Source organism: Pantoea sp. NSTU24 (genome assembly GCF_050157905.1).
Taxonomy (GTDB): domain Bacteria; phylum Pseudomonadota; class Gammaproteobacteria; order Enterobacterales; family Enterobacteriaceae; genus Pantoea.
Genome location: NZ_JBKIWZ010000002.1, coordinates 1 through 15,878, shown reverse-complemented (window position 1 = coordinate 15,878; position 15,878 = coordinate 1). Strand labels below are relative to the sequence as shown.

The 15,878-nt window shown below is 53.3% G+C and carries 13 protein-coding genes and 1 pseudogene; 6 read left to right on the top strand and 8 right to left on the bottom strand.

Features of this window, described 5'->3' with window-relative positions:
• Positions 1–7: 7 nt before the first annotated feature.
• Together ACLHDD_RS18140 and ACLHDD_RS18135 are read right to left on the bottom strand one after the other, a co-directional pair.
• Positions 8–808, bottom strand: a complete 801-nt coding sequence (locus ACLHDD_RS18140; RefSeq protein WP_427105253.1) for an MBL fold metallo-hydrolase — start codon at positions 806–808, stop codon at positions 8–10.
• Between the two features lie 73 nt (positions 809–881).
• Positions 882–1,997 (bottom strand): metallophosphoesterase, encoded by a 1,116-nt coding sequence (locus ACLHDD_RS18135; RefSeq protein ID WP_427105252.1) that lies wholly within the window; start codon positions 1,995–1,997, stop codon positions 882–884.
• A 47-nt stretch (positions 1,998–2,044) separates the two neighbouring features.
• Here ACLHDD_RS18135 and ACLHDD_RS18130 point away from each other — a divergent pair, with 47 nt between their 5' ends.
• Positions 2,045–2,188 (top strand): hypothetical protein, encoded by a 144-nt coding sequence (locus tag ACLHDD_RS18130; RefSeq protein ID WP_427105251.1) that lies wholly within the window; start codon positions 2,045–2,047, stop codon positions 2,186–2,188.
• 45 nt (positions 2,189–2,233) lie between these two features.
• Here ACLHDD_RS18130 and ACLHDD_RS18125 read toward each other — a convergent pair whose 3' ends face one another.
• The 4 genes from ACLHDD_RS18125 to ACLHDD_RS18110 form a co-directional block, all read right to left on the bottom strand.
• On the bottom strand, positions 2,234–4,561 hold the full coding sequence (locus tag ACLHDD_RS18125) for an FdhF/YdeP family oxidoreductase (RefSeq protein ID WP_427105250.1): 2,328 nt from the start codon (positions 4,559–4,561) through the stop codon (positions 2,234–2,236).
• Positions 4,562–5,288: 727 nt separating this feature from the next.
• Positions 5,289–5,627, bottom strand: coding sequence for a cupin domain-containing protein (locus ACLHDD_RS18120; protein ID WP_427105249.1), 339 nt, complete (start codon positions 5,625–5,627; stop codon positions 5,289–5,291).
• A gap of 204 nt (positions 5,628–5,831) precedes the next feature.
• Positions 5,832–6,179 carry an HNH nuclease YajD gene (gene yajD / locus ACLHDD_RS18115; protein WP_427105248.1) on the bottom strand — a complete coding sequence of 116 codons (348 nt, stop codon included), beginning with the start codon at positions 6,177–6,179 and terminating at the stop codon, positions 5,832–5,834.
• Between the two features lie 642 nt (positions 6,180–6,821).
• Positions 6,822–6,998: a general stress protein gene (locus tag ACLHDD_RS18110; protein ID WP_111138321.1), complete on the bottom strand. Its 177-nt coding sequence runs from the start codon at positions 6,996–6,998 to the stop codon at positions 6,822–6,824.
• Positions 6,999–7,214: 216 nt separating this feature from the next.
• Here ACLHDD_RS18110 and ACLHDD_RS18105 point away from each other — a divergent pair, with 216 nt between their 5' ends.
• From ACLHDD_RS18105 to ahr, 3 genes and pseudogenes are all read left to right on the top strand, one after another.
• On the top strand, positions 7,215–7,466 hold the full coding sequence (locus ACLHDD_RS18105) for a hypothetical protein (RefSeq protein ID WP_427105247.1): 252 nt from the start codon (positions 7,215–7,217) through the stop codon (positions 7,464–7,466).
• 597 nt (positions 7,467–8,063) lie between these two features.
• A pseudogene (locus ACLHDD_RS18100) lies at positions 8,064–10,036 on the top strand (methyl-accepting chemotaxis protein).
• A gap of 105 nt (positions 10,037–10,141) precedes the next feature.
• Positions 10,142–11,158, top strand: coding sequence for an NADPH-dependent aldehyde reductase Ahr (ahr, locus tag ACLHDD_RS18095; RefSeq protein ID WP_427105246.1), 1,017 nt, complete (start codon positions 10,142–10,144; stop codon positions 11,156–11,158).
• A gap of 121 nt (positions 11,159–11,279) precedes the next feature.
• On the opposite strand, the gene ACLHDD_RS18090 is transcribed toward ahr, so the two are convergent.
• A complete protein-coding gene (locus tag ACLHDD_RS18090) occupies positions 11,280–11,690 on the bottom strand; it encodes an H-NS family nucleoid-associated regulatory protein (protein ID WP_427105245.1) in 411 nt (136 codons plus the stop codon).
• A gap of 273 nt (positions 11,691–11,963) precedes the next feature.
• Here ACLHDD_RS18090 and ACLHDD_RS18085 point away from each other — a divergent pair, with 273 nt between their 5' ends.
• Positions 11,964–13,526, top strand: coding sequence for a sensor domain-containing diguanylate cyclase (locus ACLHDD_RS18085; protein ID WP_427105244.1), 1,563 nt, complete (start codon positions 11,964–11,966; stop codon positions 13,524–13,526).
• A gap of 116 nt (positions 13,527–13,642) precedes the next feature.
• On the opposite strand, the gene ACLHDD_RS18080 is transcribed toward ACLHDD_RS18085, so the two are convergent.
• Positions 13,643–14,044 (bottom strand): H-NS family nucleoid-associated regulatory protein, encoded by a 402-nt coding sequence (locus tag ACLHDD_RS18080; RefSeq protein ID WP_427105243.1) that lies wholly within the window; start codon positions 14,042–14,044, stop codon positions 13,643–13,645.
• Positions 14,045–15,157: 1,113 nt separating this feature from the next.
• On the opposite strand from ACLHDD_RS18080, the gene ACLHDD_RS18075 reads away from it, so the two are divergent.
• On the top strand, positions 15,158–15,340 hold the full coding sequence (locus tag ACLHDD_RS18075) for a DUF2256 domain-containing protein (RefSeq protein ID WP_427105242.1): 183 nt from the start codon (positions 15,158–15,160) through the stop codon (positions 15,338–15,340).
• Positions 15,341–15,878: the final 538 nt, after the last annotated feature.

Below are 15,878 nucleotides of genomic sequence, written 5' to 3'. Positions count from 1 at the left end.
TACCCCGCTACACCTGACGATCCTGCAGACAGGCCAGATAGCGCGCTCCCGATCGCATGACCTTCTCTTTAGCCTGCTGACGCATATCCTGCCCTTCGAAAGCGCCGTAGAGCTGATCAAACGTCACGCCGGCAAGCCGATGCAGAATATTGCCTGCCGTCGCGGCCGACAGCGGTAGCATATTGGGGTAGCTCCACATAAACGACGCACCGTGTGCGCCTGGCGTAACCTGGATAATGTCACCTGCCAGCATGACTCCGCCATGCTCATCCCAGTGCAGGACGCAGCCACCAGGGAAATGTCCGCCCAGCCGCATCAGCGTTACGGACGGCATCAGCGTCAGTGAGTCGCCCTCCCAGAAGCGGATATGCGGGCTTTCCCGCACAATCCACTGCCGATCGCGGGCGTGCAGATGGATGGGCGCGTCAAAAGCTTCGGCCCACTCCTGCATGGTGGTGTAGTAATGCGGATGCGAAATCGCGATCGCATCAATGCCGCCCAGCGCCGAAATCAGAGTGCAGGTGGCGTCATCCAGATTAGCAATGCAGTCCCAGAGCACGTTACCGTGCGCGGTGCGCAGCAGAAAGGCACGCTGGTTAATAGCAAACGCAGGCACGGTTTTAATGCTCAGCAGCGCATCGCTATGAGCCTTCCACTGATTGGCATGGCTGGCGCGCAGCGCATCCAGCGCGATCCAGTGCTGACCGCTGGCCGGAATATACTGACGCTCATCCTCACAGATTTTACAGTGCGGATAGGTGGCCTGAAGAGGGTAGGCGGTGCCGCAGGCAGTACACAACATCGTCATAAAGATCTCCTTTATTTCACTTAAGCTTATGCCGCCCGGCAAAAACCGCCCACCGATCGCTTAACATGAGCCACTAAGGCTGACGACGCAGGGTGATCCGTGTCAGCTCCGAGGGGCGGCCCAGCCGGACCGCCATCCCTGGCCAGAGCGCTGTGCCGTTATTCACATAGAGCTGCATCCCGTCGACCTGATAAAGCCCGGAGACAAATCCGCCATTGGGCTTCGCAAACAGCCGATCCAGTCCGATAATCAGGCCGCCATGCGTATGGCCGGAGAGCTGAACATCCACGCCCTGCGCTGCGTTCTGTCGGGCATTACGGGGCTGATGGTCCAGCAGGATCACCGGCGCGTCGTCCGGCGCCTGAGCCAGCGCTTGCGCCAGATCGGGCCCGGTCGCATTTCTGCCGTTCGCGGAAACATCCGGCAGACCGGCAATGACCAGTTTTGCATTGCCGCGCCGGATAACCGTATGGCTGTTAAGCAGTGGCTGCAGCCCCAGCGACGCCAGATGCGCTGTCCAGATGGCCTGATGAAAAAAATATTCGTGGTTGCCGGTAATCGCCCAGACGCCGTCACGGGCGGCAAGCCCGCTCAGCGGCGCAACATCCTGCCGCCTGTGCGCCAGGCTGCCATCGATCACATCGCCCGTCACCACGATCAGATCGGCATTCAGGGACATCGCCCGCGCCACCGTTGCGCGGGTCCAGGCAGCATTAAACAGTCGGGTGATATGCAGGTCCGTGAGCTGCAGAAGCTGATAACCCTCGAACGCCGCGGGCAGGTTGGGCAACACCAGCGTCACCTCTTTCACGGGGGGAACCCGGATGGCCTGCTGAACACCGATCACCGCCAGCACCATCGCCAGCCCAGCGGCCAGATAACGCACGCCGGGTGACAGCTCCAGCGGATGACGCAGCAGCAGGGCGAGCAGCATCACGGCATCCATCAGCATCTGCAATATCGCCAGCAGCAGAACAGTGCTGTAGGCCCAGTTGAACAGAATGATGATGATGCGGGGCATTTCAGCGGAAAAGAGGCCGCCCGACGTGAAGCGACTCACCAGCAGATACTGCGAAGCCAGCAGTACCAGGGCGGAGAGCAGGATTTTCAGGGCCAGAGGCAGAGACAAAGGAATGATAACGCGCGCAATAACATACCAGCTGGGTAGGCTGAAAATCAGGTGAAACATGGCAATCTTCCGGTAGGGCGCTGAGCGTCAGCGCAGGCAGTTAAGAGATGATCGTTTATGAAAGCGGTTTTCGCTTTGTAGTGTATACGATGCCAGAGCAGGTGATGCTTTACGCGCAGTGCTTCATGAGAGGCATGCTGGAAGAGAAAGCGGAAGAACAAGACGAAAGGCAGACACCTGAAACAGCATGACCGGTTAGCCGGTCATGCTGAAAGCAGCCGTGTTAACGCCGCAGGTTACCGTAATACGCCCGAAGTGGTTTCGGTTTTATCAGTAACGCGCGTCATGGCGATCGGTATGCTTTTGTAAGCCGGAATGCCGCTTTTGGTATCGTGACTGTCAAGCGGAACCATCACGTTCGCTTCCGGGTAGTAAGTCCCCACTGAACCCGGTGCCATATCAATAATCGCGATAGTCAGGTTTTTCATCTGACGCGAAGTGGGATTACCCTCCGGGTCCAGCGCCACCAGATCGACGCGATCGCCGACTTGCAGCTGTCGTTTTTCTGCCTCTTGGGCATTGATAAACAGCACATCGCGACGGCCCGTTACGCCACGATAGCGGTCATTGAGCCCGTAAAGCGTGGTGTTGTACTGATCGTGACTGCGCAGCGTGGTCAGTACCAGATCATGACACTTAAACGATCGGGGGTCTTCATTGATGCCTTGCATCACTTTGAACTGTGCACGACCGGAAGGCGTCAGCCAGACGCGCTCAGACGCCGCGTTATAGAGCCGGAAGCCACCAGGATGCTGGATACGCTGGTTAAAGTTTTCAAACGCCGGGAAAACCGCCTCGATTGCGTCGCGGATGCGGCTGTAGTCGGCAACCAGGGCTGACCAGTCAACCACACTGTCCGGCAGGGTTGCTTTTGCCAGTGAGGCGACGAGCGCCGGTTCAGATTTCAGATGCGGCGACGCCGGATTCAGTGAGCCACGCGAGGCATGCACCATCGACATTGAATCTTCCACGGTAACGCTCTGTGCACCACTTGCCTGCATGTCAGTCTCGGTCCGGCCGAGTACCGGCAGCAGATAGTTGTGCTTACCGAGCAGCAGATGTGAACGGTTCAGCTTGGTTGCCATGTGCACGACCAGGTCGAGGCTGCGCATGGCCGGGAAGGTCACCTGCGGATCGGAAATTGCCTCCGCCAGGTTACCGCCGAGGCAGAGCAGTGCTTTCGCCTTGCCATCGCGCATCGCCTTGATCGCCTCAATCGCGCCATGGCCATGCTTCTGCGGCGGACGGAAGCCAAACACTTTTTCCAGGTTATCCAGCAGCGACTGTGGCGGGATCTCGGTGATACCGACTGTGCGGTCGCCCTGCACGTTGGAGTGACCGCGTAACGGACAGATGCCTGCACCGGGCTTGCCGATGTTGCCGCGCATCAGGAGCAGGTTAGCAATCTGCTGTACGTTCTGAGTGCCGTACTGGTGCTGAGTAATCCCCATGCCATAGCAGATGATGGTGCGTTCTGCGCTGGCGTAGAGACGGGCAATATGCTGGATCTCTTCACGCGCCATGCCGGAGACTTTCAGAATATGCGCCCAGTCGGTGCTCTCCAGGTCCGCTTTCAGCGCATCGAAGCCTTCCGTGTGTTCACGGATAAATGCGTCATCAATAACACCCGGTTTGCCCGCGCTCAGCGCCTCTTCATGCATGCTGAGCAGGATCTTCATCACCCCTTTCAGCATCGCCGCATCACCACCGACCCGCACTTTGTAGTAGGTCGAAGCCAGCTCGGTCGAGCTCATGGAGAGCATCTCGATGGGGCTCTGTGGTGAGGTAAAGCGTTCCAGGCCACGTTCCCGCAGCGGGTTAATCGCGACGATAGTGGCCCCGCGTTTAGAGACTTCCCGCAGCGTGCCAAGCATGCGCGGATGGTTGGTGCCGGGGTTATGGCCAATGCAGAGCACCAGGTCGCAGTGATCGAAATCTTCCAGTTCGACCGTGCCTTTCCCTACACCAATCGACTCCGGCAGTCCGACGCTGGTCGGCTCGTGGCACATGTTCGAACAGTCGGGGAAATTGTTGGTGCCATACTCGCGGGCGAAGAGCTGCCACAGAAATGCCGCTTCATTCGAGGCGCGGCCTGAGGTATAGAACTCCACGCTATCCGGGTCATCGTAGCTGCGCAGATGCTCACCGATCTCCCGGAAGGCTGTTTCCCACTCGATGGGCTGATAGGTGTCGGTCGCGGCATCATATTTCATCGGATGGGTCAGCCGGCCTTCTCCCTCCAGATGCAGGGCACTGCGTTCCCACAGTTCGCTCACCGTGTGTGCGGCAAAAAAATCCGGTGTGGTGCGCTTGCTGGTAGCTTCCCATGAAACGGCTTTTGCACCGTTTTCACAAAATTCAAATGAAGAAGCGTGTTGCGGATCGGGCCAGGCGCAGCCCGGACAGTCAAAGCCCTGAGGCTGATTGACTTTGAACAGGGCGATCACATCCTGTTTTACCGCCATCTGGCCACGGATCGCATCGGCAACGGCCTTTAAGGCGCCCCAGCCGCCAGCCGCACCGTCATAGGGTGCGATGCCGTTTGTGCGATTTTGCTCTTTCATAATGCCCCACATTGTCTCTATTTAGTTGTGGGATAATCCTGGTACATAAAAACGCAGAGCGACGGTGGTTCTGGCAGGTATTTACTGAAAATCTTTCTCAAAATGTTTCGATACACCCTGACTGGCTTGATTAACGAACCGAATAAGAAACACCGCATGGGGGATAAGGGAAAGACAGCCGGAAAGGCCAGCCAGTAAATGGTTCAGAAACAGATGCGCTGTCATCAAATGCGACGGCCTGAGATAAGTAACCCGCTTTTTTAAAGCTTAGTCAGCGTAATAACCTTGCCCGGAAAATAATGCGGCCTTTATGTTAGCCTGCTGTTGTCTCTGGGCCAGTGTGAGCCGGTCACTCGCAAAGCATCATTAACGTTTCAAAAGCCGGATGATGCAGAAGTTTAATCGTAAATAACGGCAGGTGATGACCGCACATTCTGTTCAGCAGAGCAAGTCACTCCCGGATGAAGCTGATTGTCCCGACCTCGCCTTATCCTTACTGGCTTTGCGCAACATCACTCCTGCTTTGACCGGAATGGACGAAGGCTGAGGTGCAGTCGCGCTGACAGCAGATGAAACCGGCCTCTGTTAACCTGCCACATCGGGCAGTAAGCCGGCCGATCTGACATAGCATTTAACCCTTCTGTTCCCCTGTCCGGAAACCGGATAGCCGCTCAGGTCAGAGAGCCGGGCATTATCTGCGGGAGGGATGATCCAGGCTGATTAACGATCATGAAACGTCAGTGCGATCTCCCCGCGTCGTGGGATGTGAAATCACCATAAACTCGACAGGTTCATCGCGCTTATTCTGCGCCTGATGACTGGCCTGTGGCGGAATTTCGATACCCTGATGCGCAGCGATATCGTGGAATGTGCCATCCAGCTCCATCGTCAGCACCCCCTGAAGAACAAAGAAGAACTGCCTGGAGGAAGCATGAAAGTGTCTTTTTTCACAGGTGCCGGGTGGCATTTTCTCGTGAATAATTAACATATCCGGACGGTTCATCAGGTACCAGCCGTCGCATCCTTCTCCCCAGTTATAATGTTCTGCATTCTTCTTTGAAATCATGCGTCTGTTCCGTGTTTATCGCTGAATGTTGAGTCTGTCTTCTTGCCGGGCTGCTCATCAGGTCAGATGCCTGAGTCGCGCTGACGTTATGAAAAAAAGGTTGCGCGCCAGCATGTCAGCCACAGGATGCGATATCCCCGATTCAGAAGAGGACGGATCCAGGCACAAAGCACTCACGTCTCTGACAGGCTGCAGGTGCCAGCGTTATCTCTTTTTATTCAGCATCGCTTTCAGGTCAGCGAAAGGGTTGTAGGTTGCTTCACCGACATCTTTCTGAGCATCTTCACCTGCAATTACGCGGGTGCCATACTGATCGGCCTCGGTGTACTTCGAGTGCTCATGATCGTGACAGTAAAGACAGAGTAACTCCCAGTTACTGCCATCTTCCGGATTATTAGTATGGTCGTGATCGATATGATGCACTGTCAGTTCACGCAGGTTGGAGTAGACAAACTCGCGTGAGCAACGTCCACAGACCCAGGGATAGAGTTTAAGCGCCTTCTCACGGTAGCCACTTTCCAGCCGCGAATAGTTTTTTGGGATCAGAGCCATTGCTGATGTTACCTGTTATGCAAAGATGTTTACGATAAGGCGGCCACTATATCCCACAACGGAACAGAAGGAGAAATGATTGCTTCCCGCTGCATAACGTCTGATGCCCTTTTGCTTTCCGTCATGCCTCCGGCTGGCAGAGGCTCATAATAGTGAAGGTGAAATAACGAAGCGATAACGCCTAACACACTATAACGGCGTTATATTGTGTTGAGGAGCACGTCGGCACACAGGAATGGCTTTGCGGGTTCGGTTTAACCCTCCGGGCTAAATATAATGCAGGACACCATACACAGCCCAGAAAATCGCATTTGCACCAAGATATACCCAGGATCCCCAATAGGCTATAGGTTCACGACGGGTACGCAGTTTGGGCAGAAAGATTAATAAATAGAGTGCAGAGCCGATAAGCGAAACGAAGTAAAAAAATTTCATTATTCTCTCCTGATTCATGTCCTGAATATCAGGATAGTCAGGTATCGGCATTTTGGTCAGCCTATTATCAGATTCACTCTGTATCGCGAGGTCATTAATACACAGGCATGGATTCTGCCCAGAAAAGCACTCAGTTAACAAACAGGAGAGGGAATATGGAAAATGCCTGTCCATGGCGTAAAACGTCCTAAAGCGCTTTATTCAGAATTACTTAGAAGGACGTCGACTGACTTTGCCTCCTTTCCGACCGGCTTCCCTGGCTTTTTCATGATCATTTTTGAAATTGCCCCCACTGACTTTGCCTCCTGCACTGCCAGCTTCACTCGCTCGTTCGGGATCGTTGGCAAAATTGCCGGCGCCACCTCTGTATTTCTGTTGTGTCATAGGAAGACCTCATATCAATGTTCCGTGAGATAAAAAGGACTAGCTAGTCACAGCAGGAAGCATAGCCCTCCGCTTCGGTTATGCAAATACAGGACGCGACATCGTTGATAAGCGGGCAATTTATTTCTCGCCCTGGTTTCTTTGCGGCAGGAGAGCGACGGATAAACTACGCTCAAAGGCCTGAAGAAAAAGGAGAAGGCTATAGCTGACGCGACCTTGATCGACACAGTAGAGCTGGGTTCTGAGAATCAGAAGCAGAAATATGAAATCTATGGTGAGGATGCACAGACGCCCGCTTATGCGGTGATTTACCGGCAGCAGGGCAGTGACTGGCAGCCGCTGGCGGAGACGCTTACCTTTGCTGCGCAGGATGAGCAGCAGAAAGCGACCAGATCGATGGGTTACGGTTCCGGCGATACGTTGCCCGGTTTACGTGATCTGGCTGCCGAAGCGCGCGCGCTTCGGTAGGCACTGGCATGAGCAGCATAAGCATTAAATCTGCCCGCGATTGCCCGTACGTACGGATACGGTAACCCCCCCACCGTACGCGTTTTTTTTCCCTTCTGCCACTGTCGTTATCACCGGAAGCGTCGGTGTGTGGCAAAGAGGATCGGCACCAAATACCCGTTCCGATTCTCATCCTGACGCAGTGAAAAAGGGTTTCAGCCCGCTTTCCGAATCAGCCTTCACCTGCCTCCGCTTGCGCTCAGCAAACCGTCAACAAATCTGCTTCTGCAAATCCTGACAGGTAACATTTCGTCTGGCACGCAGGATGTAAAAAAGTGTAACTCAGATGGACTATCATACTCTGTACAACTGCCGATACAGCTTATTTTACGCTACATAATTGCAACAAAATAACGGAGTAAACTCATTACAGCAATCGCTAAAGATTTTTACACTGCTGGCGATAATCCATTGGCGCTGAACAGGTCGATCATTGATGAATCTGACCTTCAGCGCCGAGTTCTGAATGCGAACGGACCTGCCTTTAGCCCTCCTTTTACACACACCAGAAAGCGCTGATTCAGCGCAGATTACTTAAATAAAAGCGAAAATAATAATATGTCCATCCTGAAGACGATCAAAAGATCTCTGGCTGCTTCCTCTTTCCGGCAGGGCAGTCAGCCAGCCAATGGCACCTGGGATTGCCGTGCTTTGCCGGCTTCACTCAGCGCGATTGGATTAAGCTCACGCGCGGGGGGATCCTGATGACGTTCGTTCCGCCCGAAGCGGATTTCCATCGCGTCAGCCAGGCATGGCAGCGTTTTAACTCCACCAGCCTGACGGTGCTGACGCTCTCCTCAAACGGTGCGCTGAGCAGCAGCCGCGCGGAGAGTACCTACTGCGACGGCAATGGTCCGGAAGGAAGCTATCTCTGGCTGCCAGACAGCCTGATAGCCCGTCATGAGATGCATATCGTCGATCTGCACGTTAATGACTCGCAGACCGCCAGTCAGCGCATTACCGCCATACAGCAGGAGCTGATGCGACTGCCGGTCCGGATGCCGCTGTCGGCCGAGCACACCTTCGCGATGATTTACTGCGATGGACTGTCAGCCTCAGAGGGCTTTCTGATGCAGGCCTGGTATAACAGCGGACGCTTTCCCTGCCTGGCGATTGGGGGTTCAGCGGGCGGAAAAGTCACATTTGATGGGACCTGGATCGGTACCGGTGGCCGGGTACTGCAGGGGAAAGCCGTGATTGTCTTCTGCCAGATGGCCCCCGGAAAATCATTTGCACCTTTCAAAAGCCAGAACTTTACGCCCCGCGATCAGAGCTGGCTGATTGCGGAGGCCGATCCTGTTGCACGCAGTGTTACCTCCGTATTTAACAGCCAGGGGCAGCAGCAACCGTTTGTTGCAACGTTGTGTGACTATCTTAGCTGTACCGAAGCGCAACTGACTGACCGGCTGAAGGGGTTAACCTTCGGCGTGAAAGTCGGTGGCGAGTTCTTTATTCGCTCTATCGCCAAAATTGAGCCAGGCGGCGTAACCTTCTTCTGCGATCTTGAGTTTGGCGATCGACTTTACCTGATGCAGGAGAAGGATTTCCGTCAGACAACGCAGCAGGAGTGGCAGGCTTTTACTGCTCAGCATGGCAAACCGGCGGCCATCCTGATGAACGACTGTATTCTGCGTCGGGTTGGAAATGCCGCACAGCTGCACAATGCCCATTTTTTTAAGGGGATCGCGGCCGCCGGTTTTTCCAGTTTTGGCGAAATTCTGGGTGTGCCGATTAATCAGACACTCTCTGCACTGGTGTTCTTTAACCATGATGTCAAAGCGATGCGTCAATTCCCGGTTGAGTATGCCGGCTATGCCGCCCACTATGCGCAGCGCGCGTTACGCCGCTGGGAAGCCCTGAACAGTATTCAGACACGCGTGCTGGACCGGGTCATTAACTATCAGCAGGCCCTGACGCCGCTGATGGAGGCACTGCCGGTGCTGGAAACGGCAACTCAGAGCCAGGGGGAAACGCTGAGCCTGGCCGAAAGCAGCATCCGTAACATCAGCCACATTGCCACTGAGAGTCAGCAGGCGCAGGGGCGACTGGATGACGGACTGGACGATCTGGAAAAGATCTCTCACGGAATTAACGAGATTACTCACGGCATCAGTAACATTGCTTTCCAGACCAATATTCTGGCGCTGAACGCCGCTGTTGAAGCGGCACGTGCCGGTGAAGCGGGGCGGGGATTTGCGGTGGTGGCAGGGGAAGTCCGTCGACTGGCGCACTCCTCAAAAGAGCAGGCTGAAGCCACAGCCAGCAATATCGGTGAGGCGGTTTCAACCATCTCACGTATCCGGCTGGTGGCCAGCGATTCAGCTCAGACTGCGGCACAGATGGCAGAACGCAGCATCAGTGCAGCCGATACGCTGGCTGTCATGAGTCAGCAGACCCGCCATGAGCGCGCCGATATCGCGAAACATCTTGGCAGCCTGCGCGAACTGACCCAGGGGATGGACGCGATGCAGGAGGCCGTCGCACAGCTTAAAGTGTTACAAACGCTTTCCGGCGCACAGGTTAAGGCCTGATTTAACTGAATAAAGTGACAAAAAAATGCGGTCTAAGCGTAACGGCCAGGCAAAGCAGTCGTCAGGTTGTTACACTTGTCGGTGATTAACCACGCAGAGGTAAGAATGAAAATTAAAAGTTATGCAGCCATGCAGGCTGGCCAGGCCCTTGAACTCTACGAATACGATGCCGCTGAACTGGCAGCCGAAGAAGTCGAAGTCCAGGTCGAGTACTGTGGTGTCTGCCACTCGGATCTGTCGATGATCGACAACGAGTGGGGCATCTCGCAGTTCCCGGTGATTGCAGGACATGAAGTGATTGGCCGCGTTTCTGCGCTGGGCGCAGCGGCTAAAAACAAAGGTCTCTCTGTGGGGCAGCGTGTAGGTATTGGCTGGACGGCGAAAAGCTGTCAGCACTGCGATGCCTGTATAAATGGTGAGCACGTTAACTGCCATCAGGGCAGCATCCCTACTATCATGAACAAAGGCGGATTCGCCGAGAAGCTGCGCGCAGACTGGCAGTGGGTAATTCCGTTACCCGAAAAACTGGACGCCGAGACGGCAGGCCCGCTGCTCTGCGGCGGGATCACCGTCTTCAAACCGCTGCTGATGAGCAACATCTCGATCTCCAGCCGCGTCGGCGTGATCGGTATCGGTGGTCTGGGTCATATTGCGATCAAAATTCTGCGCGCAATGGGCGCAGAAGTCGTGGCATTCAGCTCTACGCCGGAGAAGAAACAGTCCATTCTGGACATGGGTGCGGATGAAGTGGTTAACAGCCGCGATCCTGAAGCGCTGAAGCAGCAGGCGGGCCGTTTTGATCTGATCCTGAGCACCGTCGCAGTCAATCTGGACTGGAAACCTTATTTTGCGGCGCTGGCTCCGCACGGTAAATTCCACACGGTGGGTGCAGTGCTCAAGCCGATTGAAGTCAGTGCGTTTGAACTGATCATGGGCGATAAAGCCGTGACCGGTTCATCAACCGGCTCACCGGGTCAGCTGCGGTCGCTGCTGAAACTTGCTGCTCGCGCGGATATTGCGCCGCAGGTTGAGTTCTTCCCGATGTCAGACATCAATAACGCGCTGGATCATGTCCGTGCCGGTAAAGCGAATTACCGTGTGGTATTGAAAGCCGATTTCTGACGACCCTGGGACATAAAATGCCGCAGCACGCTGCGGCATTTTTTTCCTTTTCAGCCAGCAGATTCGTTCCCGGCGTATCCACTGTCACATGGGTGTCGCGTATTACCCGCCCGGCAGAAACTTATGGCACCGGAATCAGGAAATCATCCAGCGATCCGCCGTTATCGATGGCGGCTTTAATCACGGATGGGGTACGCCCCTGACCGGTCCATTCATGCACCTGACCGTTCTCATCACTGTAGCGATATTTTGCCGGACGCTTCGCACGTTTCTTTTTCGCGGTCCCGGCAGGAGAGAGGCTATTGACCAGTTCCGCAGGGTTAATTCCCTCTTCCATTAACAGCTCCTGGTAAAACGCCAGCTTTTCTGCTTTTTTATGTGCTTCGGCTTCCCGCGCACTCTCTTCTTCACGGCGTTCGGTTACCACGGTCTTAAATTTCTGGTGTAATTCTTCCAGCACAGCCAGCTCAATATTGCGCGCCTCAGCACGGAGGGTGCGGATATTGTTCAGGTTGTTCAGGTTCTTACTCATAAAATTCCTCAAATACTCAAGCCAATCAATCAAGTGCAAATTATTCAGCAGGCAAGGGTAACATTACCCTGCCTGAAATTTGAAGCGTCGGCACAACTTTATTCGCTACTATAGTTTCATGCGAGATACTGAATAGGCCAGCCAGGGACGCGATTTGAGCGAAATATGCTGGCTGAATGAAAATCAGCGCGACAGACACGCGATCAAAGCGGGAGCACTTTTACTTCTGGCTGACTGTGTTTAAATCGTGCAAAGAGTTTATTAAGGACTGGCATGAAGTTCCGCCATAAAAACGATAGTCCGCCGTCTGTTATCTCACCCTTGCTGAGAAGCATCATACTCTCAGGGGTAGTGCTCACTGCAACGGTCGTCAGCCTGAATTTGTGGATGCTGCGTGAAGACTGGTATGAAACCGTGGGTAAAGCTGAAGATATGGCCGTTAATCTGTCGTTATCTCAGGCGCGTCAGGCGGATGATACGTTCCTGCAGACTGAAATCGCGTTACGCGAAGTTCAGCGCGAGCTGGAAAAGCAGATGGCCGCGACTGAGGTGGATGGTGAGGCGCTCAGCCAGACGATGCGTCTGTTGCAGAGCCGCCTGCCGCAGCTTCACGGTCTGTTTTACTATGATGCTCAGGGAACCTGGGTCGCGACCTCCATGAGCAGCGTACCGCCAGGCATTGATAATTCCGACCGCGAGTATTTCGATTATCATCGCGCCAGTCCGCGCGATAATCTTCACGTTGGTCCTGTGCTGCGCAGCCGCACGACTCACGAGCTGGTCATCCCGGTTACGCTTCGGGTGAACGATGCCTTTAACAGCTTCCGGGGTGTTTTACTGGCCACTATCAAAGTGGACTATTTTCGCCGCTTCTACAGCTATTATGAACTCAGCGATGGCGATGTGCTGGTACTGATGCTGGCCGACAGTACGGTACTTTATGCCCGTCCGATGTCGCAGAGTTACATCGGTAAAAATCTTTCAGTCAGTCCGCTGTTTCTCAGAATGCTGGCGAACTCGGATAAAGGCAGCGGCCAGTGGACCGCCGCGCTGGATGGCAAAAAACGCATCTTCGGTTTTGTCCGCTCACAGCGTTATCCTCTGGTGGTTGCTGCGGGCTATGACAGGCATGCACTTTTCACTCACAGGCTGAAAAGCTGGGTACATGATCTGATTCTGAATGCGGCACTGCTGCTGATGATTCTCGTACTGGGCTCATTTGTACTGCGCCAGGCTCGTCATACGCTGCGTTATCAGCTGGAGCTGACCCGGTTACACGATGAACTGACTGCGGCGAATCGTGCGCTGGAAAACATGGCTCAAAACGATGGGCTGACGAGCGTCGCCAACCGGCGTCATTTCGATGAAAGGCTGGCTGAAAGCCTGAAGCGAGCAGAGCGGCGTGGACAGCCAGTGTCGTTAATTTTGTTCGATATCGATTATTTCAAACGTTACAACGACACCTATGGCCATGTTGCTGGTGACGAGTGTCTGAAAAAAGTGGCCACGGTACTGAAAAATACAGTACGGCGTAAAAAGGAACTTGCAGCCCGGTATGGTGGTGAAGAGTTCGCCATTATTCTGCCGGAGCAGCCCCTCGCTGCGGCGATGACTCTTGCAGAGTCTGTCATTGCCGCCGTCAGTCAGCTTGCAATTCCGCATCTCACAACGGAATTGCCACAAAAGCATGTCACTCTGAGTGCAGGCTGCGCCGTATATCTCGCCGCTGAAACAGGAGAGGCAGAAAAAACGCTGATAGAGCGGGCAGACGAGGCGTTATATCGGGCTAAGCGGGCAGGGCGTAATCAGGTTAAAAGCGAAAAACTTCAGGAGTAAGTCAGTGCGCAGTGTTAACCGGATGTCCTGAAATCAGGAATGGTCTGCATGAGTAATAAAAAATGTAAAAAACCGCCAGAGAGGAACGCTGGCGGTTGTCATCATAGCAGCCGGTATTAGATCAGGAAATCGTCCAGCGATTTACCTGAATCAATCGCGGCTTTAATGGCTGAAGGCGTACGGCCCTGGCCAGTCCACTGTTTAACCTCGCCGTTTTCATCAGTGTACTGATATTTAGCAGGGCGAGGTGCGCGTTTTTTCTTCTCTGTAGGTGCAGCCTGCATGCCATTTAACAGTTCATTGGGATCGATACCTTCCTGCAGCAGCAGTTCACGATATTTCGCCAGTTTTTCTGCTTTTTCACGATTAGCCGCTTCGGAAGCCTGTGCTTCTTCACGACGCTCACTGACGACAACCGACAGTTTTTCAAGCATTTCTTCCAGAGCAGCAAGGTCAAGCTCGCGAGCATTGGCGCGAAGGGTGCGGATATTATTCAAGCTGTTGAGAGTGTCACTCATCAAAGTCACCATAGTCATGTTCAGATAATAAAATACAGAAGAGCGGGTTCACGCTGATGCTTTTCGTCAGACCTGCTGTTTTAAATGCTTGCCTTCGAACAATCATAATACAGAACCGGGAGTTCAACGCTGACATATTAATCTCTTTTTCTGAGAGTTTAAACTCTGATTAACGTATTCACCTTAAACAAAAGTAAAGTTACTCTTTTTTTACGGTCGTCGCTCAAAATGTCAAAAGAATGCTTCCCCTGATGTGCTGAATAATTTAGTCACGTGATGGATTATCGTCCCTTGCGGAAGATTTTCTGACTCCCACGCTTCGCTAATCCCGGCCTCCTTTACTCTGCAGGTTAAATGGCCCGCCATGCGCACCGTGCCCGGTCTGCAGAGCACTGCGCTGAGGGGAATAGAGAAAAAGAAAGCAACCGGCTACATGGGGAAAAATAATTCACAGGTTGCTCATTAATAATGGTTATTTGTAACATGCTGATAATTATTTATTTTGTCAGTGGTTAAAATCCGGAATCCGTACACGGTACTGTACTTTCAGAAAATTGCCGCTCAGGCTGAGCCGGGATAAAAATATATGCACAGAATCTCGTCACCCTGTCGGCCTGTTTCTCCATGCTCAGATTAATTATTTACGTATGTCATGCATTTTTTAACCATAGTGAGCAAATGAGGACACCTGTTACTTTGCAGACCAGATGGATGAACTTATCTCTCGACATTGAGGTACAAGCCCTGAGGCTGCTGCATGGATTATGTGACGGTAGCAGGACAATCTTTCTGACAACATTTCGCTGACAAGTGTCATCCTGCTGCGTTTAAATTCTCAGCTGTGAAGACCATAAGTAATCCTCTCAGAGAGGGTAACAATCTTAAAGCGTCTGCGTCATCGGTATTGTCGCTGTTTATTCATTCTGTCCTGAGGATTCCGCATTATGTTTTTTATCTCAGCGTACCGGGGCCTGTTAAAAGTGCCATCTGCGAACGCCGACACAGAGATTCTGAAGCTGGCTTTGTTTTATCCTCCTTTTCGCTTACCGCAACAGGCGATGAGCTACACTTACAGAAAATGTGCAGTAAAGAGGCTATTACGGGGAAGCTGACGTGTTTAAAGGTAATAAAAAGTCGTTACCGGTTCGCTACTGTAAAACGTGCAAAAAACCGATGACATGGCGAAAAAAATGGGAACGGTGCTGGGACGAAGTGATGTACTGCTCGGAACGTTGCCGACGACAGCGCAATCCTTCGCAGAGAGAGAACGGGTTATCAGCGGAGCCGGATACCTGATAAGGAATTGTTTAGTCCGGAGCAAAGCCTGAACCGCTCAGGCCGGGGAGTAAGGCCGGACCGCTGTCTGTAGTCTCCCTTCTGTAGACATGAAGTTGCTGAGCCAGATTTTGCGCTGGTCCACCCTTACATTCCGGGTCAGGCAGCCGATAGGGGCGTCTTTATGCGCCTGTCTTCAGGTGCATTTATCGCGTGAAAGACTGCCCGCCGTTAATCGCGCTGTGCTCATCGTTATTTTCTGCTAGGGGCATGTCAACCGGCGCTTAGGATCTTCTTCTGAGCGTTTTATAATCTGTTGCTGGAATAAGACGAGGAAAGGAATCAGTTAACCGGACTTTATAACAATTGCTTTCTCACGGCATAAGGTGGGCCTGCTATCCGACACCAGAACGCCTGGCTGCGGCTGATACAGAGTTCTTTCACAGGACCGTATCCTCTTGTCTTCCAGCCATCCAGCCGGACAGTTTATTAGTTACAACACACTAATAAATTACACTTCAAATCCCTATTATCTGATGACTCTGTGCTGTTGGTTAAA